Here is a 24,329-nt window from a genome sequence, read left to right as displayed (position 1 = left end):
GCGCAACGGACTTTCACCGTCTAGTTATCACCCATGTCGGGTGTACTAAAAAAAACCGCGCTTACAATTGAAGATCCTGGCGCGGTTTTCATTTGATGTTCTAGCTAACGTTAATGCATACAGAAAGCCGGCATTTCACCGGAAATTAACAGCTTTCCAGTTCTTTCCTGCGTCCCTTATTCCTTGAATTCCGGCGGGTTTTTACGTGCAGGATCGAAGTGCTGGCCATCGCCCGACAAATCGAAATAAATCCGGGAATCGGAAGTCACGCCCCAGTCTTTCTGGGAACCGCTGTCGACAATCCGGTTAAACGCCTGCCGGAACATCGTGTTGTGCGCTTCCTCACGGTTTAATAAAAAGTCGATGACCTCGCGCACGCCTTCGTCCTCAATCTGCCGGTATAAATACTGATAAACGACCTTTGCCCGCTGCTCCGCCGCGATATCGGACAATAAATCAGCCGCCAGATCGCCGGTTTCATTCACATACGCCGCCGTCCACAAGTAACCTGAAGCGTTTGCCAGCAACGGCGTTAAGCCGGTCAGCACATGAGCTTCCATGCCGCCGACGGTCGCTTCCTTGGCGTTGAGCTGATCGCCGTTAAGCTGATTGATCATCTCGGCGACAATTTCCATGTGGCATAATTCCTCCGCCGCGATATCGAGAAATAAATCCTTGATTTCCTTATCCTGAATCCGCAGACTCTGGGCGAAATACTGCATTGCCGCCTTCATCTCACCCTGCGGTCCGCCTAACTGTTCCTGCAGCAGAGCAGCATAAGTAGGATTCGGTTTCTTAACCTTGACCGGATGCAGCAGTTTCTTCTGATGTTTAAACATGACGTTTCCTCCTTCGGTATTTTCAAGCTTTGTTCGCTGGTATTAGGATGAACAGAAATGAGGAAACTCAAACGTAAAATTCATTAAACTATAGAAAAACCGCGGTTCCAGGTTAACAACCCGTGAAATCGCGGCTTTATTTTATATCTGGGGATGAATAATCAGGCCACAACCGTCATCGTTTCCGACTTGACCGGATGCGCTTCCGGCTGTTCTGCCGGGGTTCCCACGACCAGCGAACCGACGCAGAGATAGTCCTGCGGCACGCCCAGCGAGGCGGATAATCCGGCAAACTTCGGATGATTGAACACATGCCGGCTGTAATCGATCCAGCACGTCCCCAACTGCAGCGCCTGCGCCGCCAGCATCATATTGGCGATCGCCAGCGCAGCGTCGGTTACCGGCGAATAAGCCTTTTTATTGGCGAACACGACGATTAACAACGGCGCGTTATAATAGGGATCTTCGTTTTCCGTCAATAAGGAAGCCAGCTGTTCGATCATATCCTTACGCTGGATCGCCACAAAATACCATGGCTGTTGATTCATCGCGCTCGGCGCCGCCTGCCCCGCTTTGAGAATTAAATCCAGCTGATCGCTGCTGACGGGCTGATCTGTGTATCGGCGAATACTGCGGCGGTTAAAGATCGCGTCTAAAACTTGATTTTCCATGCGTGGATCTCCCTTCGGATTTTCATCGTCGTGCTGCTTGAACAGCATGTTAATACGTCAGAATCTGCGGGCCTTCCTCGGTGATGAGGATCGTATGCTCCCATTGCGCCGACGGTTTGCCGTCCTGCGTGTAAATCGTCCAGCCGTTATAGCGGTCCATTTCCACGCGTGCGCCGCCCATGTTGATCATCGGCTCGACCGTCATCACCATCCCCGGCACCAAAAGCATCCCGGTGTTTTTCTTGCCGACGTGGGAAACAAACGGATCGTCGTGGAACTTGATACCGACGCCATGGCCGCCCAGCTCGCGCACGACGGAATAACCGCAGCTTTCCGCATAGCTCTGCACGGCCGCGCCGATATCGCCGACAAAATGCCAGGCCTGAGCCGCCGCAATGCCGCGGTTGAGGCATTCTTTCGTTTCTTCAACCAGCCGGCGGTTTTCATCGCTGACCTGTCCGATCATAAACATCCGCGACGCGTCGGAATAAAATCCGTTGTAAATCGTCGAAACGTCGACGTTGACGATATCGCCGGACTTCAGCTTCCGCCGGTGGCTGGGAATTCCATGGCAGACCTCGTTGTTGACGGAGGTGCAGACGCTTTTCGGATAGCCCTCGTAGTTCAGCGGAGCGCAGATTGCCCCGCGCGCAGTCGTCGTCTCATCGACGATCTTGTCGATCTCCTCCGTGCTCATTCCTTCATGAATCGCCGCCGCCACAGCATCCAGCACCGCGGTATTGATCTCGGCGCTGGCCTGAATCCCGGCGATTTCTGCCGGAGTGCGAATCAGGCTGTGCGGAGGAACGATGTGGCCGCGTTTTTTATAATACGCAATTTTCTGATCAAACGCCTGATGGCATTCGCCATACGGGCGGCCGCTGCCGCACCAGCATGGATCCTGGGGTTTAAGATGAATTCGCTTCATATTTCGCCTTCTCTCTATAAGATGATCTGATCGTTAATCACCAGCGAAAACGTCAGACCAAGTTTTTCCGCCGCTTTGCGGCACAGCAGCATGCGCTGCATAAAAATTTCAAAATAATCCATGACCGCAGAAATCTGCGTATCAATTTTTAAGTCCAGAATGATCTTCTGATGATCAGCGGTGATTTCCGTCCGCGATTGATGAACCGCATAGTTGACCCGGTCGTGAATGTCAAACGTCGCGAAGTCGCGGTTGCGCACACGCGAGCGCCGGACGTCGGTTTTATCCGCCAGGATCAGCGCCGCCGCAATCGGATTGACCGGATAAGCCGTGCTTTCGTCATGATTGCCGATCGCGCTGATGATCGTCGAGATCTCCTCCGCCTCTGCACCCAGCTTGTCCAGAATGCGGAAGGCCATGACCGCGCCGCTCTGCGCATGATCGACCCGGTTGATCACGTTGCCGATATCGTGCAGCCATCCGGCGATCTCCGCCAGCTCCGCTTCCCGCGGACTGTAGCCGAGCGTTAATAAAATTTCCCGGGCTTCCTTGGCGACCTTGCCGACATGCGCGAAGCTGTGCTCTGTGTACCCCAGCGCCGCCAGCGCTTCGTCCGCCTTCTGGATATAAGTTCTGACCTGGGGATTGTTTCTGACTTGTTCAACGGTAATCATCGGCCTCGCTCCTTCCCGCGGTTTCCGCTGTTTTTACTATGGACCGGCAGCCGCGTTTTAATCCGCCTGCTGAATCAGCACGCCTTCCTCCGGCATACAGCGGTGCGTGCTGTAAAACTGCTTGATCGCCCGGATCATCGCCGCGCTGTCTTCGACCCCGGCCGTTTCATTGCACGAATGCATGGCCAGCTGCGGTAATCCGATATCGACTGAAGCGATGCTGACCTGTGAAGTGCTGATGCTGCCGAGCGTGCCGCCGCCCTTCAAATCTGAGCGGTTGGTGAAATACTGCGTTTTGACGCCAGCCTGACGGCACAGCTCAACAAACAACGCGGAGCTGATCGCGTCGGAGGTATAGCTCTGGTTGGCATTGTATTTGATTACGATGCCCTGGTTCAGATAGACGCGGTTGGTCGGATCGGATTTCTCCGGCACATTGGGATGAACGGCGTGAGCGTTATCGGCGGAAATCATCAGCGACGAAGCCAGTGCCCGCTGCAGCTCCTCTTCTTTCAGCTGCACCGCGGACAAAATCCGCCGCAGCGTGTCGATTAAAAAGGTCGAAGCCGCGCCCTGGCGCGTGCGGCTGCCGACTTCCTCGTTATCGAAGCAGCAGTACACGTTCAGCGACCGGCGGCTGTGTCCCTGCAGAAATCCCTGCAGCGTCGTATAGGCGCATTGTAGATCATCGAGATGCGGACTCGAAATAAACTCGTGATGCCGGCCCCAGACATAGCCTTTCTGCAGACAAGTTAAGTACAGATCAAAGCTGAGCACATCCGCCTGAGCGATCCCCAGCTCTTCCGCCAGCAGGACTTTCATGTCAAACGGCTCGCTGCCCAGGCCGATCAACGGAAGCATATCCTTCTGAGCGTTGTAGCTGGCGTTGGTATTGGCTTCCCGGTTCATGTGGATCGCTAAGGAAGGAATCGTCAGCAACGGCCGCTCTATATTGAGATACCGGCTGACAATCTGTTCGCCCTCGCGCACGATCACCCGGCCGGCCAACCCCAGCGGACGATCCATCCAGGTGCTGCAAAGCATGCCGCCGTAGCCCTCCGTGTTCAGCTTGAGATATCCGTTTTCACAAATAACGGCATTCGGCTTCAGCTTAAAGGTCGGAGCATCGCTGTGGGAAGCAACGATGTTGAAGCTCAGCTGGTCCAGTGTTTCCGGCATCTGCCACGCCAACAGACTCGAATGATTGCGGATCGTAAAATAACGGCCGCCCGGCGTCAGCGTCCAGGCTGCGCTCTCCATTTGTTCTTCATACCCGGCTTCCGTCAACCGCGCTTTCAGCTGTTCCACCGCCTGAAAGCTGGTTGGACTGGCCGCGATAAAATCAAGCATGTCTTGAATTTCTGTGTATTCCATTTTCTTCACCTCGTTTGATTTTCGGAAATTCCCGAAATTTTCATTCCTAAAACTTAGCCGCAGAAAACTGCGTCATCTCAATTATACTCATTTTCCTCGCCGGCGACACATAAAAAACATCAATTCCCGGCGGATTTGACTGTTAAAACAACGCAAAACGGACAGAATGACTAGCAGAATCATGAAGAACGAATTCAAGGAGGAAACGACATGACCATCCAAACCACTCTGCCCCGGGTCAACGAGCTGGGGTACTATGAAATGCGGCTGGAAAGCATCGGCGGCCTGGGCGCAAATCTGTGCGGCAAGCTGCTGGGCGAGCTGGGCGCGGTGCAGCTGGGCCTAAATGCCGCCAGTTTTTCCAGCTATGGCTCGGAGAAACGCGGCTCGCCCGTCAAGGCCTTTATCCGCTACAGCGCCCCGACGCAGGAGATCCGCATCAATTCACCGGTCCGCCATCCCGACTGCCTGGCATTGTTTCACGAAGCGATGGCCGGCAAGCTGCCGGTGAACGCCGGCGTGCAGCGGCATTGTCAGGTTGTCGTCAACACCGCGCTCGAGGGCGCGGCCATCCGTGAGCGGATGCAGCTGGCCGCCCGGGATATCTACTGCGTCGACGCCCTTGCGCTGGCCTTGCAGTCCAAATCCCGCGTGAACATGGTCATGCTCGGCGCGATTGCGAAGGTCAGCGGCTTTATTCCGTTAGACGCTGTAAAGCAGGCCGTGATCGCCACGCTGGGCACAAAAGCGCCGGATCTTTTAGGCGCCAACTTGGAAGGCGTGCAGCGCGGCTACGATGAAGTCCGGGCCTATCATTTCGATGATGACCGCTATCCTGAGATTCCCTTTGACAGCGAAAGCGGCGGCTGGGGCTGGAAAACCGCGCCGATCGGCGGCGTTAACCCGATTCCCGGCAGTTCTGTCCGCAACGACCTGTCCGCCAGCCGCGAAGGCTATCTGCCTCTGTTTGAGCCGGAAAAGTGCATTCACTGCGGTCTGTGCGATTCAACCTGTCCGGATATGGTGTTTCAGTTCTTCCCCGGTGAGCTGAAAGGCCGGAAGACGATGCTTAACCGCGGTCTGGACTACCGGTTCTGCAAAGGCTGCCTGCGCTGCGTTGACATCTGCCCGACCCACGCGCTGACCCGCGGTGAGGAAAAAGAACATCCGCAGCCGGATTATTTTACCCCGGTGCGCGATCTGTTAACGCCAGACCTGCGGCAGACGCAGACCGGCGCCAACAGCTGGGTCACCAGTGAATCGCCGAATGAAGAAATACTGGAAAAAGGAGGAACCGTGCGATGAAAAAACAGATCAGTCTGTATGAAAGCGGCAACGAGCTGGCCGCGATGGCCGCCAAACAGATCAACTATCATGTGATGGGCTATTATCCGATCACTCCGTCCACGCAGATCGCCGAAAACCTCGATCTCATGAAAGCCCAGGGACTGCATGATATTTCCCTGATCGCAGCTGAAGGCGAGCACAGCGCCGCCGGCATTTGTTATGGCGCCAGCACCGGCGGCGGACGCGTGTTCAACGCCACCAGCGCCAACGGTCTGCTTTATGCGCTGGAGCAGCTGCCGGTTCAGTCGGGTACCCGGTTTCCGATGGTCATGAACGTCGCCTGCCGCACGGTGTCCGGACCGCTGTCGATCAAGGGCGATCACAGCGATATTATGATGATGCTGAACTGCGGCTGGATTATTCTGTTCGCCAACAGCGTGCAGATGGTCTACGATTACAACCTGATCGGACTGAAGCTGGCGGAAGCCGTCAATCTGCCGGTCGCGGTCGCTTTCGACGGTTTCTTTACCAGTCATCAGAAACGCCGCTGCATGATTTTCGCAGACGATCAGGATGTTCAGGATTACGTCGGGCCGGTCAGAAAACGCACCGACATCTTAGACACAGAACATCCGGTGACAATCGGATCTTATATGAATGAGCCGGATTTGATCAACAACAAATATCAGCTGCACGAAGCGATGGAACAGGCGCTGAATGAAATCGAACCGTTGTTTGAGGAATTTGAGGAACTGAGCGGACGGCCGCAACACCTGGTCGAAACCTACCGGGCCGAGGACGCCGCCGTCGTGATTTTCGCACTCGGCTCGACGTTTCACACCTTAAAAGAAGCCGTCGATCAACTGCGCAAAGAGGGCATCGAAGCGGGAGCGGCAACCCTGACAATGATCCGCCCGTTTCCCAAAGCAAAACTGATCGAGAAAATCGCGCACGCTCAGACGTTGATCATCCTGGACCGGCAGGACAGCTATGGAGCGCAAGGCGGCAATATGTCGCTGGAAATCCGGGCGGCGCTGCAGGAGGCAAAGCTGGATTGCGAGGTTTATACGCGGATCTACGGTTTGGGCGGCAAGGATTTTTACTATGAAGAAGCGGTAAAGTTGGTCAAGGAATGCGTTGGACAGGATTTGCCGAAGTTCGATTATCTGCAGATCAGCGAAGGTCAGACAGTTCAGGAGCCTGAGTATTTTAAACCGTTGTCCGCCGGCGATACCGAGCTGGGATTCACCCGCTGTGTGCTCAATGAACAGGGCCGGCCGCAGGTGCAGGGCGGACAGATCGCGGCAACGACCGCGATGCCGAAACGGCTGGCGCCGGGTCATGGAGCGTGTCCGGGATGCGGCATTCCGGTCAATGTGAACTTGTTGTTGCGAGGCATTGAAGGTCTGGTCGTTTTGTTGTTTCAGACTGGCTGCGGCATGGTCGTTACGACCTCCTATCCGAAGACTTCCTTTAAAGTCCCTTATTTGCATAATTTATTCCAAAACGGCGCGGCGACGGTCGCCGGACTGGCTGAAATGTTTCATCAACGTCAGAAGCGCGGAGAATTACCGGAGGGAGAGATCACCTTCATCATGATCAGCGGCGACGGCGGCATGGACATCGGTCTGGGTTCTGCCATTGGTGCAGCGCTGCGCAACGATGCGTTTATTTTAATGGAATATGACAACGGCGGATACATGAACACCGGCTACCAGCTCTCCTACTCGACACCGATGGGAGCACGGAGTTCTACTTCGCATATCGGCAAGACACAGTATGGAAAACCGTTTGTCAACAAGGATACGCCGCAGATCATGGCGGCCGCGGGCGCGCAGTATGTGGCTACCGTTGCCGAATCGCAGCCGGTGGATTTCTTGAAAAAAGCAGCCAAAGCACAATATTACGCGAAGAATAAAGGCTTTGTTTATTTAAAAGCACTGTCTGCCTGTCCGCTGAACTGGGCGGATGTGCCGAGCCAGGAACGCAAGGTGATCCAGGCCGCGGTGGACTGTGGTTATTTCCCGCTGTACGAAATTGAGGAAGGTGTCACGACGATCAATTACAATCCGGAGAAAACGGGAAAACAGATCCCGGCGATCGACTGGCTGAAAATGATGGGCCGCACGCGGCATCTGGGAAAACCGGAGTACGCCGAGGTTGTCGATCACATCCAGAAGGAAATTGACAAACGCTGGATCCGGCTGAAGGCGCGCGCGGAAAGCGAAGTGTTGTAGAAACAAACGCGGATTTTAACTAAGTAAATGCTAATGCGCTGGAACGAACGCTTGATATTCATTCAGAAAAATCAGATCGCAGGATAACCCGGCGTGACCGTTTTAAAGTTTTTAAACATCAGAAAAACGCAGATTCATCCTGCCCCACTTTTACGAAGGGGAAGGAAAACCTGCGTTTTTTCTTTACGATCTTGATTCCTCGTTGTCCAATTTATTTCTGGGTCGTGCTACCGAAGCCGCCGTTGCGCAGCTGATCCGCGTCATCGTCGACCGTAATGCCATATTCAACAAAAATTCCCTGCATGAAGCCCTCCCCCTGCGCCAGGGAAAGCGTCTTTCCTTCACGGGAGTCGTTGATCAGCTTGCAGAAAATATGACCTTCGTTATCGGAGCCATAATAATCCGAGTCGATAATGCCGACGGTATTGTTGAACTGCAGCCGGTACTTAAATCCCAGACCGCTGCGCGGATAGCATTTCAGCACCCAACCGGCCGCGATTTGGACACGGATGCCGGTTGGAATTTTAAGCGACTCGCCGGGGTTGAGACTGAAGCTTTGCGGTGCAAAGAAGTCATAGCCGGCGGAACCGAGGGTCGCCCGCTTCGGCAGTTGAATCTGAGCATAAATCTGGACGGCTTCCTCCGCCGTAGAGGCAGGAAACGTATCAAGCCAGTCCTGAATGAATTGTGTTTCACTTACTTTTTGAAATTTCGCGATTTTCTGCATGGAATTTGTTCCTTTCCTTTGGGATTCGATTCTGCTTCAAAGATCGCCTTCATTGTAAAGAAAAGGATCGGCTTTTGTCAACAGCGGCACAGACCGATCCCTATGCACTTTGAGATCCCCTTATCTCAAAGATTATTTTTGGGTTCAAACCTCACAGCGTGATTGAGATAAGGGCACGCAAAGACCCGTCCTGGCACAGAACGTATAGTTTGCCAGGCTATCCGGCCACAGGACCGGATTCAGGCGCATGAACAATATTCATCGCGCCGACAAGATCCCGATGACAGCGAAAACCGCAGACACAGTGATAAAAACGTTTGTCAGGGGTGTTGAGTCTGCCGCATTGCGGACATCGTTTTGATGTATTGCGGGGGTTAACGAAAACTACGCGAAGTCCCTCGCGCCGGGCTTTGTAACGAAGGTTGTCAATCAGCCGATAGTAGGACCATTGATTTAAATCCCGCTTATCCCGGGAATGCTTGACTTCGCGTTTTCCAATTCCATGAAGTTGTTCCACGCAAAGGACGCCGACATTCTGTTCCAGCGCAAACTGAATCAACTGCGAGCTGAGAATATGACATTGCGTAATCTCCCAGCGATAAAGTCCATGATTTAATTCTTTGATTCGCTTGTAGTCTTCTTTTTTCTGCAGCTCCGTAAGCTTGGCATAAAACGCATTGCGGCGGAAGCGGGCCTCACGGCCATTACCGAAGAAACGAATTTTGCCATCGTCGGTATACGCGACCGCCGGAACTTTAATTCCCAGATCGATTCCCATTCGTTTTGTCGATAGGCTCCGTGGTTTTTCCGGAACCTTCACATTAAATTCGGCGGCCCACCATTGTTTGTAGGGATGGATGGTCAGCTTTCCGAGTTCCATTTTCAGATAACGCTGCTGATAGGGTTCAGCCATTATCGGCAATTTCAACGTGTCGCCGATGCCAAAACGGCCGCCGACTTGAATTTCGAGTTCGTTGTTCGTAATTCGAAAGTTAGGTTGATGCCAGCAGCATTGCGGAGCTTTTAGTTTAAGCTTCGGATTGTTAAATTTTTGAACATATTTAAAAATGTCCTTCGCATCCTGAACGACCATGGCCCGGCTCCAAAACGGGATGAAGGTACAGAAATCACCGTATGAGACGTAAACAGGCCGTTTTTTCTCGATGTAGAGCTGAAGTAAGTTGTTTACTTCATTTTGGTAGGCTTTCGCCATGATTGTGAGTATCCGCGACGTGTTTTCATCCGTTTTCAATAAAATGCGACTGGTAAGATAAATGATATCACCTCCTTGAGTGATAATCCCTACACTTATAATATTGCGCGTTTTTTGAAAAAGCCCCCTAAAAAAGTCAAAAAACTTTTAAAATTTTTTCTAAGCCTTGGAATACAGGCATAATTTAAGGTAATCCTTATTTGGAATAAAAGCGTCCGATTTGGACAATCTCAATTTTTTTATTTTTTTCAAAAATTTTTTAAAAAAAGACTTGTCAAATGTACTTCTTCATGGTAGTATATAAAAGCGCTGTGAGTTACCAAGTGAAGAAGTACTCAAGAGGCTGAAGAGGTGCCCCTGCTAAGGGCATAGGTCGCGAAAGCGGCGCGCGGGTTCAAATCCCGCCTTCTTCGCCACATTACAGTGCGCGCGCCGAAACAACGATATTGGTCTGGTGGTGTAGTGGTTAACATGCCTCCCTGTCACGGAGGAGATCGCGGGTTCAAGTCCCGTCCGGACCGCCATTATCGCAGGTGTAGTTCAATGGTAGAACGCAACCTTGCCATGGTTGACACGAGGGTTCGATTCCCTTCACCTGCTCCATTGCGATAACAATGACCTTGATTCAATCAAGGTCATTTTTTTATGTCATCCGCACTCTGTTTCGCAATCCCCGTTTCAGAAGTCATCGGGAATCTCCCGGCCGATTTGTTCAGGCAAGCTTGCCCTTAACTCAATCACCCCTGCGATTTTTCCCGAATCCAGAACTTGAACCCGTGCTCGCCTCCGCTTTCCCACCAGCCCCTCCATTCCGACTTTCGCTCCCCATGCCGCCTTCACCCGGCCTCCGTCAGACAACCCAATCCTAGCTGATTTCTAAACCGAATTTTCTTAACTTCATTTAGGAAAATGCTAATTTTTCATAATCTGTCCATTTCATCAATCTAACTCAACCTGGAACAGAAACCCTTTCTCTTCCCTTTCCAACGAAAAAGACTGACGGCTCAAGGTGTCATTTACCTTTACGCCGTCAGTTTTTAATAAATAGAAATTAGAACACTGCCCAAAACCAGTCATAGCTTTCAAGACAACCCCTCGGTTATCCCCACTCCAACCCCAGGCTCACGCACAAGGCCTCGTCGATTGCCTGTAAGGTTTTTCGATCCAGGGAGCAAACCCACTGCCCCAACCGCTGTTTATCAATTGTCCGGATCTGTTCCAGCAGGACGATCGACGCCTTTTCCAAAGAATCCGCCGGCAGGATCACATGCGTGGGAATCGGCGGTTTTGTCAGCCGGCTGGAAATCGGCGCCACGATCAACGTCGGCGAAAATCGATTCCCTTTATCATTCTGGATGACCACAACCGGCCGCAATCCCCCCTGTTCACTTCCGACGCTCCCCGCCAGGTCAGCATAATACACATCCCCTCGGCGCACCATCATTATTTCATGACCGATACTTGCATGCTTTCTACAACCTGCATCATCTCCTGCGGCGTCAGATCGTTGGAGTATACGGAATACTCGACCTGACTGTTCGTAATGGTCAGCCGGTTTCCATCATAATAGCCTACAAGTCCCAGCCCCTCGACCAGATCGCCGCTGACTTCCGTTACCGTCAGTTCCTGACTCGGCGCTCTTTCCGTCTGCACGACCGTAAAATCCCGCTCGCCGCTGAATTCCAGAATATGCTGCGGCTGACCGTTGACTGACGATACCGTAGACGCGACTAATTTGGAATCAAAAACAGTCATCGGATACAACGGCAATTCGATTAAACCGGTATAACTGCTTGTCGGCGTTTCAATCGAACTCTTCGGCGTATCAAAATAGCCTGCCTCAAAGCCTTCATTATAGCTGACCGCCGTAAATTCCATCGTCAGTGCCGGAGCGTTATTCGCATCATAAGCGATCAGATACAAGGGTTTCGTGTCCTTATTGAACTTAATCTCCTGCCGGACAAGCTGCGCGGCACTCGGATATTTCGCATCGGCGCTGATCAGAATGCCGTCCTTTTCTTTTTTCGTCTGATGATCGTTTTTCAGCACGTCCATCATCGTTTGCAGTAAATATGGCTTCGGTGAGTTCATCGGCCATTCACCTTGAAACTTAAACACTTGGTTGAGTGAAGGGGTGACAACGAAGACGCCTTCTTTATTCTTAAGAATAATCTGTTCCTGGTTCAGCGATTTATCGATCATGCTGACCTTGAAATACTCGTCTTCGCCCTCCTTCATCCATGAGGATGTAATCGCGTAGTTCTTAAATTCTTCGCCGCTGGAAATTTCCATATTTCCTTCCAGCTTGTAACTGGTCAGCTTCTGCATGGTTTTGTCTGCCTTCTTTTCAAACGAGCTGGGTTTCAGCACGAGAAACAGAGCGACGGCCAACAAAAGGACCCCAACGATCACTGCGACTTTCTTCTTCATAATTCCACCTTTCCTTTTCAACACAAGGTATGCGCTTTTGTGTCGGTTCATGCATAAATCCGTGCATGTCCGCTATTCTGTAATAGGAGGAATTGTCCATGAAGCGTATTCTTAACGTCAGTCTTTTCCTGTCGATCCTCGCCTGTCTTTTCTATGGGCTCGACGGCATTTTTAATTTAGATTTGATCGCCAGTCTGTCGCTGCGCGCCCCCAGCGCCGCGGTGATTTTAAAAGTCATCTTTGCCGCCTGCGGAATGATTAATATTTTATGGTTCTCCGACGACGCTCATTAAAAGTCATTTGACGGCAACCCTCGCCTGCCATCAGGGCAGCCGGGAAGGCAAAAGAAAAGAGCGGTCTCGGCGCTCTGCTTCTTATTTTCTATTGAATTGTGAATCCCGCTTCCCGGATCGCGGTCTTAGCGGCGTATACCAGGTCGTTGGAGCCTTCAATAACGACTGCGCCGCTTTCCAGCGCTACTTTATATTCCACACGGGTATCCTCCAGCGCCGCGCGAATGCGGTCTGCCTGATCCTCAGTTTTCATGTCCCGGACAAAAATGATCGTCTTCATTTTCTGGCCTCCTGTTCTGCGTGTTCATTATAGCGATTTTCCTGCCGCTTGCCAAGGTGAAGACTTAAAGTTTCAGGAATTCTTCAGAGTCAGCCGGGCGGCCACGGCGATCTGACGAGCGGCCGCCGCAATTTGGCAAGCCTGCAGCGGATCGGAAATCAACCGCAGATGCCACTGTTTATCATTCTGCCCGCTTTCGATCTGGTCAATCAAAATCCGGGTTTCCTGGCTGGCCGCCTGGCGATGGTCCAATGGCTTTTCTGCCGGCAGCAGGACCGAATGATCCGGATCCTGCAAGAGGGCGCAGAGTTTCCCGGCCTTGATTGTCTGATTCAATAAGAGATTCAGCTGGGCTTCGACATACGGATCACCCGGCAGCAGCTGGGTATTTTTGACATGGATGACAGCGCCCGGCATGAACAGCGCCAGCTGACTCCGCAAGCGCTGCGAAACCTGCTCGGGAGTCAGTTTCAAATTTTCAGCTTGTCGCTTTGTCTGAATTTCAATTTGGGTTATAAGCTTCCGCTGAAGTAAGGGCTGCAATGCGGTGGCGATCATCCAGGCTTCCGGCAGAGGCAGCTGAAATTGTCGAGCTGAGCCGGCTTCCAAGCCAAGCTGACACGGCAGACTATCAGAATACTGCCCGCTCACAACACAGGCTTTTAAGCGGTGACGAAGCTGACTTATCTTTTCCCCATCCCGGCTGGGCGGCAGAATTACAATAAGCTCTGCCCGTTCAAGCAGAAGCCGGGTCAGCGGCTGCGGGCGGATCTGACCCTCGCCGAAGTTCAGTGGAAGCAATCCTTTCTGACTGCTCGCCCAATTTAAACTGCACGGGCAGCCTAACACCGTGCATTCGCTGATCAGCCGCCGGACTTGCGCCGGTTTGTCGGTAACGACTAGCGTTCGGAGTCTTCGCATGATTGAATCCACGTTCCTTTCCCGACTTGCAGCGATGAGCCTACCCACACGCGCAGCTGGTGCTCACGCGCAAATAAAATGCTTTGACGCTGCATCACCCGTGCGCCGGCGTCGATCATTTTCAGCATCTGATCGTAATCGATTTCATCCCAATGCCGGGCGTCCGGATTTTGCTTGGGATCCGCTTCATAGATTCCGCTGACGTCGGTTAAGATATAGACGTCCTCCAATCCCAGCGCCTGGGCCAGCAGCATCGCCGTATAATCGCTGCCGCCCCGACCCAGCGTCGTGATTTCATGATCGAGCGTGATTCCCTGATAGCCGGGAACGATCAGACAGTCGCAGTGATCCAGTTTTTCCAGCAGCTTTCCGGTCGTCACGGTCAATACCTCGGCCTCGCCGTAGTGATCGTTAGTGATGATTCCCAATTCCTGCGTGCTGAGGGTATCGCTGAGAATCCCATTCTGCCGGCACAGCGAATTGATCACCAGCGTGCTGATCATCTCGCCTGCCGATACCAGCCGGTCGCGCTGCTGAGGGGTCAGATATTTGGCCAGGGACATCAGCGTATCCGTCGCATAGGGATCGGGATAGCGGCCCATCGCGGAAACTACGGCGATCACTTTCATTTCCGGAATCAGGCGGCGGATCAGGCGGACAGCTCGATTGCGGGCAGCTTCCTCTTTTAATGATGTCCCCCCGAATTTAATAACACAGATTTCCATAATCCAGCCCCTTTCGTCTTCAACCTAGACTATGAGGGAGAACTCAAGGCAACCGGGAGCTTGCCCAAACGGAGGCGAAGAAAAAACCGGCGGCTACCGGTTCTTTCTGCTTTTAGATTGATTATGATTCCAGGAAATGGACTTATTCCGCTGCTTCCAGCGCGATCTCCATCATTTTGGTGAAGGATGTCTGGCGCTGTTCAGGCGTCGTCACTTCCGAAGTGACAAAGGAATCGGAGACCGTGATCAGACATGCGGCGTTTTTGCCTAAGACCCGGGCGTTGTGGAACAGCGCGAAGCTTTCCATTTCTACGGCCAGACAGTGATGGACGTCTGTCAGTTCCTTGATGTAATCGTTGCCGCCTTCACGGTAGAAAACGTCGCTGGAATGAATGCAGCCGATGTGCAGCGGCATGCCCAGTTTTTCCGCCGCGTCTTTGATCCGCTGATTCAGTGTTTCCGACGGATAGGTTTTATCCTGATCGTAACCGCTCTGTACCTTCGCATAGCTGGATTCGCTGTAGGCACTGTCGGCCAGAACCACATCAAAGACTTTTAAATCCGGGGAATACGCGCCGGCTGAGCCGATCCGGATAATGTTTTCGACGCCATACTGGCTGAACAGTTCATAGGAATAAATACCGATGCTCGGCATTCCCATGCCGCTGCCCATGACGGAAATCGTTTTGCCTTTATAGGTTCCGGTGTAGCCGAACATATTGCGGACGGCGTTGAACTGGACAGGATTTTCCAGGAATGTTTCAGCGATGAATTTGGCGCGCAGGGGATCCCCCGGCATCAGAACGGTTTTGGCGATCTGCCCTTTTTCGGCACTGTTGTGCGGTGTTGACATAGTTGAGTTCCTCCTTATTTTCCAGTTGTATTATAGCATGTTTAACGGCGGGAAGCGATGGATAAGCGGCGGGGATTGCGCAGGAAATTTCCCCAGGAAGGCGCCGGTCTTGACAGTGAGGCGCCGCTCGGGGTTGATCGGTTTAGAAAGAAGGCCTGTTATGAAAATTTCGATTTACTTTGATTTTGTCTGTCCGTTTTGTTATGTTGGGCTTCATTCGTTATCCCGGGCGATCGAAGACCTGGATGTCGAATTGGATTTTCACCCTTATGAGCTGCGGCGCTTTCCGACGCCGAAGGTCGATCCGATGCATGATGAAAAGCGGCTGAAGCGGTTTTACGAAGTATTAAAGCCGATGGCTCAGGCATTGGGAAGCGAGATGAATCTGCCCTGGATCAGTCCGCATCCCTATACGACCGACGCGTTTCAAGGGTATTATTTCGCCAGACAGGCGGGCCGGGAACTGGATTATGTGCGGCTGACATTTGACGTTTTCTACCGGCGGCAGAAAGATATCGGCGACCCGGCGGTGCTGCGAATGATCATGGATAAGCTGGGACTGGACGGCGCAGCGTTTGCGCAGGCTTTAACGAACGGGACTTTCCGCGCGGAGGTCGATCAGGATTGGGAGGCGAAGTCAGCGCTGAACCTCGAAGGCATCCCGGCCTACCAGATGAACGGCGAAAAGATTCGGGGCTATCACACGCCGGAAGAATGGCGGGCAATCCTTCTAGATCAGGCAGAAAAAACCATGGCGGGTCTGGTCTGCACGCCGGAGGGCTGCGGCCCGGCATCACAACCGCTGGACTGAGTTTCTTATTTGTTCATCTGCTGAACTTTTTAAGCCGTGGTGATGGGTCTTGATCAAGATTCTGACAGCTTTCTCAATCTGAATGGGGAAGTTGTTTTTTTATAGGCGGCAGCCGACATTTCCGCGTTTCAAAAAAAGACAAGACTTGTCGTCCGGTAAGTTTTTCTGCATAATAAAAACGAATTCTTTTCCAGGATTCAATTCAAAAATCGGTGCCGGTTCGTTCAACGGAAAGAAGATTCCAGAAAACGCAAAACCGTCACGGAAGAAAGGAGACTTATGAGAAAAACAACGCGCAGGCGTCCTGTCCGCCGATCGAAAAAAACGGCTAAAGTCACGCTGGGTTCGCTACTGGGCGCTTTCATCTTAGCGGGACTGAGTTATTTCAGCCCCCAATGGCTGCCTGAATCTGATGCTTTAAGAAACAATGCTGCGGCGACGCCTGTTCACACACAGGTCAATTCGGCGCTGACCGTTCATTTTATCGACGTGGGGCAGGCGGACGCGATTCTGATTCAGTCCGGAGCGGAAGCGATGATCATCGACGCCGGCAACAATGCGGACGCGAAGCTGGTCACCGATTATCTGCAGCAGCAGGGAATCACACATTTAAAATATGCGATCGGCACGCATGCCCATGAAGATCATGTGGGCTCGCTGGACGCCGTCCTGTATTCCTTCGACGTGGAAACGGTCATGCTTCCGCAGCGCACGCTGGATTCGAAAACGTACAAAGACGTCATTCAGGCGATCGAAACGACGCAGACGCCGTTGATCCATCCGCAGCCGGGCGATATCTTCACGTTGGGTGAAGATCAGTTTACGATCTTGGGACCGTTAAGCGAGGAGTATTCCGAAGTCAATAATTCCTCGATTGTTCTGCGCTATGTCCATGGACAAACTTCCATTCTGTTCACCGGCGACATGCAGGCACAGTCTGAGAAAGATGTGCTGGCCAGCTATGCCAACATGCAGGCCGATATCCTGAAAGCTCCGCATCATGGTTCAGAAACATCCTCTACTCAAGCTTTTTTGGAAGCCGTGAACCCCCGGGATGTGATCCTCTCCGTCGGCTTGAACAATGATTACAATTTACCCTCAGAAGATGTGCTGAAACGCTATGAAAAGATGGGATTTTCCATTTACCGCACCGATCAGCTGGGAACGATTCTGATCGAAAGCGACGGCGTCAATTATACGATTCATAACTAATGCTCTCCCGCCCAATCGCAGGATCAATGGATTTCCCTGTGAACCGGAGAGACTCGAAGAAACGATAAAAAAGAACCAGCTTGAACTCCTGTGCTTCCATGGAAGACACCGGATGATCAAACTGGTTTTTCTAATTTTTCAATTTCTCTGTTTCGCCCCAAATAACACAAGCGAGAACCAAGGCTGTTCCGCGCTTCCAGCCTTTCCTCAGAAACGAATAGAAGATGGTTTCCCACCAGACTTTTCAAACCGGAGAGATCCGGTTTACGGTCTGGACTTCAAAAACTATTTCGTTCCTTTGGTACCTTTCGTTCCGCCGTTGTTCTTGTTGGCGCTGTAACTGGCCAACAGATTGGTTTCATAGGAGAAAATCATTTTCTCCCGCCGGCGCTGACGATCAATCGCCTGGGATACCAGTCTATCCATCAATTGGGTAAAGCTGACGCCGACCGGCTGCCACAGATAATAGGCCAGCGAGCCTGGAATTGTATTGATTTCATTAACGTAAATCATCCCGGTATCGCCATCCATCATGAAGTCGATCCGGCATACGCCGCTGGCGCCCAGCACCTTGAAGGTTTCAATCGCCAGATTCCTGATTTTTTCCGTCGTTGCTTCATCGACCGGCGCCGGCACGATCCGCGCCGCACTGGCCATTCCGCCATCGCCGCTCTTGGTTCCGCACTTAGCTCCGCCTTTGGAACCGCCTTTCGTTGAACCCTGGCCTAAATATTTATCTTTAAAGCTCATAATCTCGTCCTGCTTGCCGACTTCCTCTAGGACGCTGGCCTGACAATCAAAGCAACTGCCCAGAACCGAACAGTTGATCTCCCGCAGGTTCTTTACCATCTGTTCAACGACGATCTTGTTATCATATTGCCGCGCGTCTTCAACCCCGGCGATGAATTCTTCGTCATTATGCGCGATCGTGATGCCGACCGAAGAGCCCAGACAAGCTGGTTTCATGACCACCGGATAGCCTAATTCATGCACCTGAGCTAAGACTGCTTCCTGCTTCTGCGCGAATTCATGGCCATACAGCCAGAACCAAGGGCAGACCGGCAACCCGCTGTTCTGCAGAATATGCTTCATCACGACTTTATCCTGACCGACAGCTGCGCCGATCACATCACAGCCGGCATACGGAATTTTCAGCATTTCCAGATATCCCTGTATCGTTCCATCTTCGCCATTGGTGCCGTGCATGATCGGAACGATGACGTCGACCGTGCCGATCGGTTTGGTAAACAGACCTTTTTTAATCGGTTCCACAACGACTTCCTTGCCTTTTTTCACGAGCACAACCGGCGTCGCTTTCTGAATCAGCTCATCGAGATTTTTATAATTCTCAACATCCAGCAATGCAGGCGATGAATAGAAATCACGCTGCTTCGAAATATATAAGGGAATCACTTCATAACGTTCTTTATCCAGGGCTTCAATACCCTGCAGAGCTGAAATCACGCTGACTTCATGCTCGACAGATTCACCGCCGAAAACAACTCCAACACGAATTTTCATACTTCACTCTCCTAATCTGGCCTCTCCCTACTGTATGCCGGAGATAGCCTGTCATTTCCTTTATTTGCAGGAAATCCTCGTTTATTATAGCAGATTTTCGTCAGGTTGACCTTGTATTTTAAGCTTAATCATTATAATCTATAACTAACCAACCGATAACTGTTGAAGGAAAGGACAGGATTATGATTCCTAAAGATATCTTAAAAAAGATCAAGCCCTGGATGTGGCTGTCGACGTATATTGTTTTACTGCTTTTCGCCCTCGTTCATTTTCAGGATTTAATGGGTGTGCTGGGGAAAGTAATGCATCTGTTAACCCCATTATTTTACGCGATCGGCATCGCGTTTGTGCTGAATCAGCCGATGAAAGCTATTGAAAAGGGATTGATCAAGCTGATCCAGGCGCTGCCGCGAAGCAAAAAGAACCCACCGCAGCGGGAACCGAAGGTGCGGGGGATTTCGATCTTCCTGACGCTGCTTCTGGCGCTGGCTGTCTTGTTTGTCTTGTCGAGTATTATTTTCCCGCAGCTGATCACGTCGATCGTTCAGCTGTTCAACAACTGTGTCGTCTATGCCGGCAATATTGTGGAAAACATCAACAATTTGTTAGCCAGTCTGCATCTGGAAAATATTGAATGGGATCTGGATACGGCGAAGCTGCAGGCTGCGCTGGATCAGCTGGGCTTAAGCGCTGATAAAATTTTCCAGACCGCAACCAACTGGGTCGGCGGCACCGGCATGACGGTAATCAACAACATTTCCGCGATCACCGTCGGTTTAAGCAACTGGGTAATGGGTTTCATGTTAAGTTTGTATCTGCTTTCCAGCAAAGAGAAATTCATCCGCCAGCTGAAGAAATTGATCGGCGCTCTGCTTCCCTTATCGGCGGCAAACCGCGTCTTGGCATGGGGACGAAAAACAAATCAGACATTCTCCAGTTTCATTTCAGGTCAGTTGTTAGAAGCGTGTATTCTGGCGATGTTGTATTATGTTTCCATGACTTTGTTCAAGATGCCGTATGCCATGTTAATCAGCACGGTCATCGGTGTTACCAGTATTGTCCCGATGTTCGGAGCGATGTTGGGAATGGCGTTCGGCTGTGTTCTGATCTTCGCGATCAACCCGTGGATGTCCTTGTTTTTCATGGTTTATTTCCAGATCGTGCAGCAGTTTGAAAACAATTTGATTTATCCGCGGGTTGTGGGGAATTCCGTAGGTCTTCCGGGGATCTGGGTCTTGTTATCCATCGTAGTATTCGGCGGTCTGTTAGGGTTGTTCGGAATGTTGATCGCAGTTCCGGCAACGGCCGTTCTCTACACCTTGTTAGGTGAATTCGTCAATGGCCGGATGCGGAAAAAGGGACAGATTTTGAATGAATCCGGATTGCTCAGTATGGATTCGACTTCAAATCCTGAGCAGGAATCTTCATCTTCGAACGAGAATCAATAAGCTTAAGCGCAAGGTCTTCAAAGGCCTTGCGTTTTTTGTCCGCTTGGGTGCGAACATGAAGTGAACATAAAAAACCAGGGAGGTTCGCACCGTAAAAATGTGAATATTAAGGAAAATGTTGCAAGTACACTCAAGAATGTTTATGATAAGAGTGAGATAGGAAACATGCGATCTTAATTCAGTTTCTTATCTGCGGTCATACCGCGCGAGCGGTATGTGGGTTGAAATCTGCGCCGGATTCAGTTTCAATGGTTCCAATGTAGTCATACCGCGCGAGCGGTATGTGGGTTGAAATCCATCCTTACCATATAACGACGCTTGACGGCGGTGTCATACCGCGCGAGCGGTATGTGGGTTGAAATATAAGCGTTGAACCATTGTTGGGAGATTTAGATAGTCATACCGCGCGAGCGGTATGTGGGTTGAAATCTTGTTGAGTGCGAATTTTAATTTTTCGATTTCGTCATACCGCGCGAGCGGTATGTGGGTTGAAATTGAATCCGCCGTTAATATTACGGCTGATTACCTGCGTCATACCGCGCGAGCGGTATGTGGGTTGAAATTCAGTCGCGTGAAATCAACGACATCCTAAGAGGTGTCATACCGCGCGAGCGGTATGTGGGTTGAAATTGCTGGTAATAAGCATATACCATCCGGTGGTGCGTCTGTCATACCGCGCGAGCGGTATGTGGGTTGAAATTGTTGACAGTGGGCTGGCTTTAACTGGAATTAGGTCATACCGCGCGAACGGTATGTGGGTTGAAATGCTTTCAGGCGGTCGAATGCGCCGCCGATCTTTGTCATACCGCGCGAGCGGTATGTGGGTTGAAATACAATCATCATCGTATGTTTACAGCTCCGGCATCGTCATACCGCGCGAGCGGTATGTGGGTTGAAATGCTTTCAGGCGGTCGAATGCGCCGCCGATCTTTGTCATACCGCGCGAGCGGTATGTGGGTTGAAATTCGCCATTGAGGAGGCAGCCAGCGAGACAGCGCCTCGTCATACCGCGCGAGCGGTATGTGGGTTGAAATATGGTCAGCCATCAGTTTATCAATACCATCTGGTCATACCGCGCGAGCGATATGTGGGTTGAAATGGTTTGAGTTAATTTCATTTCTCTTACACGATCGTCATACCGCACGAGCGGTATGTGGGTTGAAATACGTCGCATTTCGATTAGATTTTCATCAAACTTCGTCATACCGCTCGCGCGGTATGTTGATTGAAATCTAAGACCTATATACCCGCTGCCCCATCCGCTCATACTAACCTTATACTCACACACTAAAAAACCTGTTCTCTCCCGCCTTAAGCTGAGAAAACAGGCTTTTTTCATTTTACTCTAATCTACATCCTGATCTGTATCATTCCAAGCTCGGATCGTACAACCATCCTGATCCGGCTCCGCAACATAAACCCGGGCCGGATGATCCTGATCACTGACCACGAAAGCAAACTTGATATTCGTGCCAACACCCCAGCGCCCTTCCTTATCGACGCAAATTAAGGAAATCGCTTCAGCCCGGCCCCGTTTCCGAATTAACTTCCGCGTGAATTCTGCAACGAGCGATGAAGCCGCTCTCTGGGGATCCTGTCCCTGCTGCAGTCGGCGTACCGCCTCATAGCTCAGACACCCTTTCATGATTTCTTCGCCCACGCCCGTAGCGGCCGCAGCCCCGATCTCGCTGTCCGCATAGAAACCACTCCCGCAGACCGGCGAATCGCCCACGCGCCCCGGCTTCTTCATGAACAGTCCCGAAGTCGATGTTCCGGCCGCCAACGTTCCCTGTCCATCCAGACAACAAACCCCAACCGTATCATGCCCTTTATAACTGGATAACGGTTTCGGCTCCGCCCGGCGCTGCTCATAAATCATCTGCGCTTCCAGAGTTAATAATTCCATCATTTCCATGCCTGACTGAACCGCAAACTGTGCTGCACCCTCGCCAACCAGAAAATTATTAAACTGCTGATCCGCACAATGCCGTGCCAGTTTAAACGCCGACGCTACCTTTTCAACACAGCCGACCGCTCCGATGGATAACGTATCACCGTTCATATAACCACCGTCCAATTGTACGACGCCCACCTGATTCGGCAGTCCCGAATAACCGACGGAATGAAACCGCGGATCCTTTTCGACTGCGGTGATCACCGTCTCCAGCGCCTGATCGGCCGAGCCTGATTTCCGCAAATTCGCTTCCGCCAGCCGCATGCCTTCCGCCGCCATTTTCCACGTTGCGATTAAAGTCCACTTCATTGATTTAAGCTCCTTATTGATTAAACGCATCCGGCAAATCATTCTCCAATAAAATGGTATCCGTGTAGGCGGCCTTTTGATAAACAAGACCAAACGCTTCCTTCACTGTCGCAACGATATGCACGTGCGCCATATCAAATCCACAAGCTTGTAATCCCTCGACAATCGGTTCCGTCTGCCGCTTGCCCACCAGAATGACCTCATCCGCGCAATCCTTCATTTTCATGCCGAACTGCTTATTGATCTCATGCTGACGCGGACCCAGATCGATCATCCCCGGTGTGACGATAAACCGGGTGCCCGGCATTGTCTTCAACACCTGCAAAGACATCGCGGAGCCCACCGGATTCGAATTAAACGCGTCGTCAATAAACGTATAACCATTAATCTTCTTCACTTCCAGCCGATGCTCGACATACCGTACCTGCGCCACTGCACTCTGCAGCTGTTCCCAACTGACACCCAGATGCCGGCCAACTGCCACAGCCGCCAGAATATTCGCAATGTTGTGTTCACCCAATAAACGCGTTTTAAACGGAATATCCGCACCCTCGCGCGTATGGATATCAAACGAGGATCCCTGCGGGCCAAAGCTGATATTCACAGCCCGGTAATCCACGTCTTCCTGTTCGATGCCATACCAGGCGATCGGACACTTATTCTTGATATAGTAATTCCGGATCAGCTCATTATCCTTATTCAATACACCAAAGCCCGTGACCGGCAGCTTCTCGATCATCTTCATTTTTTCCGTAACGATATTTTCCTGAGAACCAAACGTATTCAGATGCTGCGGACCGATCGAGGTTACTAAGCCGATCTGCGGCTGCACAAAATCCATCAGCTGCTCGATATCGCCGACATGATCCGCCCCCATCTCACAGATGAACACCTCGTGTGTCGGTTTCAACTGTTCGCGGATAGTGATCGTAATTCCCATCGGCGTATTGAATGACGCCGGCGTCGGCAGCGAATAGAACTTCTCAGAAAGAATCTGCTGAAGAATATTTTTTGAAGAGGTCTTGCCGTAGCTGCCCGTAATCCCGATTTTAATCAACCGGTCATGACTCTTCAAAATTTCCTTTGCCAACTTCATATAGTGTTTTTTGATCAACTTCTCAAACGGACTGGTAATCCAGGCCATGGGAAAGATCAAAAGCCAGTTGATCCAGCACGCCGCGACAACCCACAACGCCCATAACGGATAATCCGTCAACATGACCGCCGGGATCAGCCACAGGCAGTTCAGCACAAGCATGACGGCGATCTGCCTTTTAACCCGCGCAGTCACCGCCAGCGGTTTGATATAGTTTTTCTTCTTTTCCCGATATAAAGTAACCCCGCCGACAAACACCGCCAGCCACACCGTCGCGATCTTCCCCAGCCGGTAATCCGGAATCACGATGCAGCCGAGCGCCAGAACGAGAATCAACACAGGAAACAGCCAGTGCTTCCACACTTTCAGCTGATCTTTTCCCCACTGAATATACCGCCCCGGCTCATACCGGTTCTGCTGGAACATGTGCAAAGCATGCTTCCAGGGAATCACCATCATACACAAAAGCAGTGCTGAAAACAGCACTTTCTCTAAAAAATCTTGAATCTGTCTTAAAAACTCCATG

22 protein-coding genes, 3 tRNA genes and 1 CRISPR repeat array are annotated in these 24,329 nt (G+C 51.5%); of the genes, 9 read left to right on the top strand and 16 right to left on the bottom strand.

Features of this window, described 5'->3' with window-relative positions; all coding sequences use genetic code 11:
- Positions 1–176 precede the first annotated feature (176 nt).
- From DWY25_RS08395 to DWY25_RS08375, 5 genes are all read right to left on the bottom strand, one after another.
- Positions 177–839: a manganese catalase family protein gene (locus tag DWY25_RS08395; RefSeq protein ID WP_006061363.1), complete on the bottom strand. Its 663-nt coding sequence runs from the start codon at positions 837–839 to the stop codon at positions 177–179.
- 161 nt (positions 840–1,000) lie between these two features.
- Positions 1,001–1,510: a nitroreductase family protein gene (locus DWY25_RS08390; RefSeq protein ID WP_181981753.1), complete on the bottom strand. Its 510-nt coding sequence runs from the start codon at positions 1,508–1,510 to the stop codon at positions 1,001–1,003.
- Between the two features lie 49 nt (positions 1,511–1,559).
- Entirely contained in the window at positions 1,560–2,429 is an 870-nt protein-coding gene (locus tag DWY25_RS08385; RefSeq protein WP_425268591.1) for a methionyl aminopeptidase, read from the bottom strand.
- 23 nt (positions 2,430–2,452) lie between these two features.
- Entirely contained in the window at positions 2,453–3,112 is a 660-nt protein-coding gene (locus tag DWY25_RS08380) for an HD domain-containing protein (RefSeq protein WP_006061366.1), read from the bottom strand.
- Positions 3,113–3,169: 57 nt separating this feature from the next.
- Positions 3,170–4,486, bottom strand: coding sequence for a M18 family aminopeptidase (locus DWY25_RS08375; RefSeq protein ID WP_117894853.1), 1,317 nt, complete (start codon positions 4,484–4,486; stop codon positions 3,170–3,172).
- A 210-nt stretch (positions 4,487–4,696) separates the two neighbouring features.
- Between DWY25_RS08375 and DWY25_RS08370 the strand changes: the two genes are divergently transcribed.
- On the top strand, positions 4,697–5,791 hold the full coding sequence (locus tag DWY25_RS08370; RefSeq protein ID WP_117894852.1) for a 2-oxoacid:acceptor oxidoreductase family protein: 1,095 nt from the start codon (positions 4,697–4,699) through the stop codon (positions 5,789–5,791).
- The gene (locus DWY25_RS08365) at positions 5,788–8,010 is read left to right on the top strand and encodes a thiamine pyrophosphate-dependent enzyme (RefSeq protein ID WP_117894851.1); all 2,223 of its coding nucleotides are present in this window, start codon (positions 5,788–5,790) and stop codon (positions 8,008–8,010) included. The genes DWY25_RS08370 and DWY25_RS08365 overlap by 4 nt, the downstream gene beginning before the upstream one ends.
- A gap of 211 nt (positions 8,011–8,221) precedes the next feature.
- Here DWY25_RS08365 and DWY25_RS08360 read toward each other — a convergent pair whose 3' ends face one another.
- Entirely contained in the window at positions 8,222–8,737 is a 516-nt protein-coding gene (locus DWY25_RS08360) for a dCTP deaminase/dUTPase family protein (protein WP_117894850.1), read from the bottom strand.
- 217 nt (positions 8,738–8,954) lie between these two features.
- Complete coding sequence (locus DWY25_RS08355; protein ID WP_147336677.1) at positions 8,955–9,950, bottom strand: RNA-guided endonuclease InsQ/TnpB family protein; 996 nt, start codon at positions 9,948–9,950, stop codon at positions 8,955–8,957.
- A gap of 325 nt (positions 9,951–10,275) precedes the next feature.
- On the opposite strand from DWY25_RS08355, the gene DWY25_RS08350 reads away from it, so the two are divergent.
- The 3 genes from DWY25_RS08350 to DWY25_RS08340 all read left to right on the top strand — a co-directional run bounded on the left by DWY25_RS08350 (position 10,276) and on the right by DWY25_RS08340 (position 10,553).
- Positions 10,276–10,366 (top strand) — tRNA-Ser (locus tag DWY25_RS08350).
- A 32-nt stretch (positions 10,367–10,398) separates the two neighbouring features.
- Positions 10,399–10,474, top strand: a tRNA-Asp gene (locus DWY25_RS08345).
- A gap of 5 nt (positions 10,475–10,479) precedes the next feature.
- A tRNA-Gly gene (locus DWY25_RS08340) sits at positions 10,480–10,553 on the top strand.
- A gap of 496 nt (positions 10,554–11,049) precedes the next feature.
- Here DWY25_RS08340 and DWY25_RS08335 read toward each other — a convergent pair.
- Positions 11,050–11,391: a type II toxin-antitoxin system PemK/MazF family toxin gene (locus tag DWY25_RS08335; RefSeq protein ID WP_039865321.1), complete on the bottom strand. Its 342-nt coding sequence runs from the start codon at positions 11,389–11,391 to the stop codon at positions 11,050–11,052.
- Positions 11,392–11,393: 2 nt separating this feature from the next.
- Positions 11,394–12,380, bottom strand: a complete 987-nt coding sequence (locus DWY25_RS08330; protein WP_117894848.1) for a LolA family protein — start codon at positions 12,378–12,380, stop codon at positions 11,394–11,396.
- Positions 12,381–12,478: 98 nt separating this feature from the next.
- Between DWY25_RS08330 and DWY25_RS08325 the strand changes: the two genes are divergently transcribed.
- Positions 12,479–12,673, top strand: coding sequence for a hypothetical protein (locus DWY25_RS08325; protein ID WP_006060925.1), 195 nt, complete (start codon positions 12,479–12,481; stop codon positions 12,671–12,673).
- Between the two features lie 88 nt (positions 12,674–12,761).
- Here DWY25_RS08325 and DWY25_RS08320 read toward each other — a convergent pair whose 3' ends face one another.
- From DWY25_RS08320 to deoD, 4 genes are all read right to left on the bottom strand, one after another.
- Positions 12,762–12,953 (bottom strand): hypothetical protein, encoded by a 192-nt coding sequence (locus tag DWY25_RS08320; protein ID WP_006060926.1) that lies wholly within the window; start codon positions 12,951–12,953, stop codon positions 12,762–12,764.
- Positions 12,954–13,025: 72 nt separating this feature from the next.
- Positions 13,026–13,874 carry a hypothetical protein gene (locus DWY25_RS08315; protein ID WP_117894847.1) on the bottom strand — a complete coding sequence of 283 codons (849 nt, stop codon included), beginning with the start codon at positions 13,872–13,874 and terminating at the stop codon, positions 13,026–13,028.
- On the bottom strand, positions 13,853–14,599 hold the full coding sequence (locus tag DWY25_RS08310) for an amino acid kinase family protein (protein ID WP_006060928.1): 747 nt from the start codon (positions 14,597–14,599) through the stop codon (positions 13,853–13,855). Before DWY25_RS08310 ends, DWY25_RS08315 begins: the two co-directional genes overlap by 22 nt.
- A 142-nt stretch (positions 14,600–14,741) precedes the next feature.
- On the bottom strand, positions 14,742–15,452 hold the full coding sequence (gene deoD / locus DWY25_RS08305; RefSeq protein WP_117894846.1) for a purine-nucleoside phosphorylase: 711 nt from the start codon (positions 15,450–15,452) through the stop codon (positions 14,742–14,744).
- Between the two features lie 160 nt (positions 15,453–15,612).
- Between deoD and DWY25_RS08300 the strand changes: the two genes are divergently transcribed.
- Positions 15,613–16,263 (top strand): DsbA family oxidoreductase, encoded by a 651-nt coding sequence (locus DWY25_RS08300; protein ID WP_181981752.1) that lies wholly within the window; start codon positions 15,613–15,615, stop codon positions 16,261–16,263.
- A gap of 279 nt (positions 16,264–16,542) precedes the next feature.
- Positions 16,543–17,475, top strand: coding sequence for a ComEC/Rec2 family competence protein (locus DWY25_RS08295; protein ID WP_117894844.1), 933 nt, complete (start codon positions 16,543–16,545; stop codon positions 17,473–17,475).
- A gap of 285 nt (positions 17,476–17,760) precedes the next feature.
- Here DWY25_RS08295 and DWY25_RS08290 read toward each other — a convergent pair whose 3' ends face one another.
- Positions 17,761–18,996, bottom strand: coding sequence for a D-alanine--D-alanine ligase family protein (locus DWY25_RS08290; protein WP_117894843.1), 1,236 nt, complete (start codon positions 18,994–18,996; stop codon positions 17,761–17,763).
- 182 nt (positions 18,997–19,178) lie between these two features.
- On the opposite strand from DWY25_RS08290, the gene DWY25_RS08285 reads away from it, so the two are divergent.
- Positions 19,179–20,444: an AI-2E family transporter gene (locus DWY25_RS08285; RefSeq protein WP_117894842.1), complete on the top strand. Its 1,266-nt coding sequence runs from the start codon at positions 19,179–19,181 to the stop codon at positions 20,442–20,444.
- Between the two features lie 195 nt (positions 20,445–20,639).
- Positions 20,640–21,676: a CRISPR direct-repeat array (repeat unit 33 nt; unit sequence GTCATACCGCGCGAGCGGTATGTGGGTTGAAAT).
- Between the two features lie 113 nt (positions 21,677–21,789).
- Here the strand turns inward: DWY25_RS08285 and DWY25_RS08280 are convergent.
- Positions 21,790–22,707, bottom strand: coding sequence for an isoaspartyl peptidase/L-asparaginase (locus tag DWY25_RS08280; protein WP_244925952.1), 918 nt, complete (start codon positions 22,705–22,707; stop codon positions 21,790–21,792).
- Between the two features lie 13 nt (positions 22,708–22,720).
- Positions 22,721–24,328, bottom strand: coding sequence for a Mur ligase family protein (locus DWY25_RS08275; protein WP_117894840.1), 1,608 nt, complete (start codon positions 24,326–24,328; stop codon positions 22,721–22,723).
- Position 24,329 lies beyond the last annotated feature (1 nt).

Source organism: Holdemania filiformis (assembly GCF_003459085.1).
GTDB lineage: Bacteria > Bacillota_I > Bacilli_A > Erysipelotrichales > Erysipelotrichaceae > Holdemania > Holdemania filiformis.
Note: the sequence above shows the minus strand (reverse complement) of the source record. Positions and strands in the feature narration are given on the sequence as shown.

Excerpts from the sequence above, each read along its gene's own strand:
- DWY25_RS08285 (WP_117894842.1), top strand. The coding sequence starts at position 19,179 with ATGATTCCTAAAGATATCTTAAAAAAGATCAAGCCCTGGATGTGGCTG.
- DWY25_RS08325 (WP_006060925.1), top strand. The coding sequence starts at position 12,479 with ATGAAGCGTATTCTTAACGTCAGTCTTTTCCTGTCGATCCTCGCCTGT.
- DWY25_RS08320 (WP_006060926.1), bottom strand. The coding sequence starts at position 12,953 with ATGAAGACGATCATTTTTGTCCGGGACATGAAAACTGAGGATCAGGCA.
- DWY25_RS08395 (WP_006061363.1), bottom strand. The coding sequence starts at position 839 with ATGTTTAAACATCAGAAGAAACTGCTGCATCCGGTCAAGGTTAAGAAA.
- DWY25_RS08310 (WP_006060928.1), bottom strand. The coding sequence starts at position 14,599 with ATGGAAATCTGTGTTATTAAATTCGGGGGGACATCATTAAAAGAGGAA.
- DWY25_RS08380 (WP_006061366.1), bottom strand. The coding sequence starts at position 3,112 with ATGATTACCGTTGAACAAGTCAGAAACAATCCCCAGGTCAGAACTTAT.
- DWY25_RS08315 (WP_117894847.1), bottom strand. The coding sequence starts at position 13,874 with ATGCGAAGACTCCGAACGCTAGTCGTTACCGACAAACCGGCGCAAGTC.
- DWY25_RS08335 (WP_039865321.1), bottom strand. The coding sequence starts at position 11,391 with ATGGTGCGCCGAGGGGATGTGTATTATGCTGACCTGGCGGGGAGCGTC.
- DWY25_RS08300 (WP_181981752.1), top strand. The coding sequence starts at position 15,613 with ATGAAAATTTCGATTTACTTTGATTTTGTCTGTCCGTTTTGTTATGTT.
- deoD (WP_117894846.1), bottom strand. The coding sequence starts at position 15,452 with ATGTCAACACCGCACAACAGTGCCGAAAAAGGGCAGATCGCCAAAACC.
- DWY25_RS08375 (WP_117894853.1), bottom strand. The coding sequence starts at position 4,486 with ATGGAATACACAGAAATTCAAGACATGCTTGATTTTATCGCGGCCAGT.
- DWY25_RS08290 (WP_117894843.1), bottom strand. The coding sequence starts at position 18,996 with ATGAAAATTCGTGTTGGAGTTGTTTTCGGCGGTGAATCTGTCGAGCAT.
- DWY25_RS08365 (WP_117894851.1), top strand. The coding sequence starts at position 5,788 with ATGAAAAAACAGATCAGTCTGTATGAAAGCGGCAACGAGCTGGCCGCG.
- DWY25_RS08355 (WP_147336677.1), bottom strand. The coding sequence starts at position 9,950 with ATGGCGAAAGCCTACCAAAATGAAGTAAACAACTTACTTCAGCTCTAC.
- DWY25_RS08370 (WP_117894852.1), top strand. The coding sequence starts at position 4,697 with ATGACCATCCAAACCACTCTGCCCCGGGTCAACGAGCTGGGGTACTAT.
- DWY25_RS08295 (WP_117894844.1), top strand. The coding sequence starts at position 16,543 with ATGAGAAAAACAACGCGCAGGCGTCCTGTCCGCCGATCGAAAAAAACG.
- DWY25_RS08330 (WP_117894848.1), bottom strand. The coding sequence starts at position 12,380 with ATGAAGAAGAAAGTCGCAGTGATCGTTGGGGTCCTTTTGTTGGCCGTC.
- DWY25_RS08360 (WP_117894850.1), bottom strand. The coding sequence starts at position 8,737 with ATGCAGAAAATCGCGAAATTTCAAAAAGTAAGTGAAACACAATTCATT.
- DWY25_RS08390 (WP_181981753.1), bottom strand. The coding sequence starts at position 1,510 with ATGGAAAATCAAGTTTTAGACGCGATCTTTAACCGCCGCAGTATTCGC.
- DWY25_RS08275 (WP_117894840.1), bottom strand. The coding sequence starts at position 24,328 with ATGGAGTTTTTAAGACAGATTCAAGATTTTTTAGAGAAAGTGCTGTTT.
- DWY25_RS08280 (WP_244925952.1), bottom strand. The coding sequence starts at position 22,707 with ATGAAGTGGACTTTAATCGCAACGTGGAAAATGGCGGCGGAAGGCATG.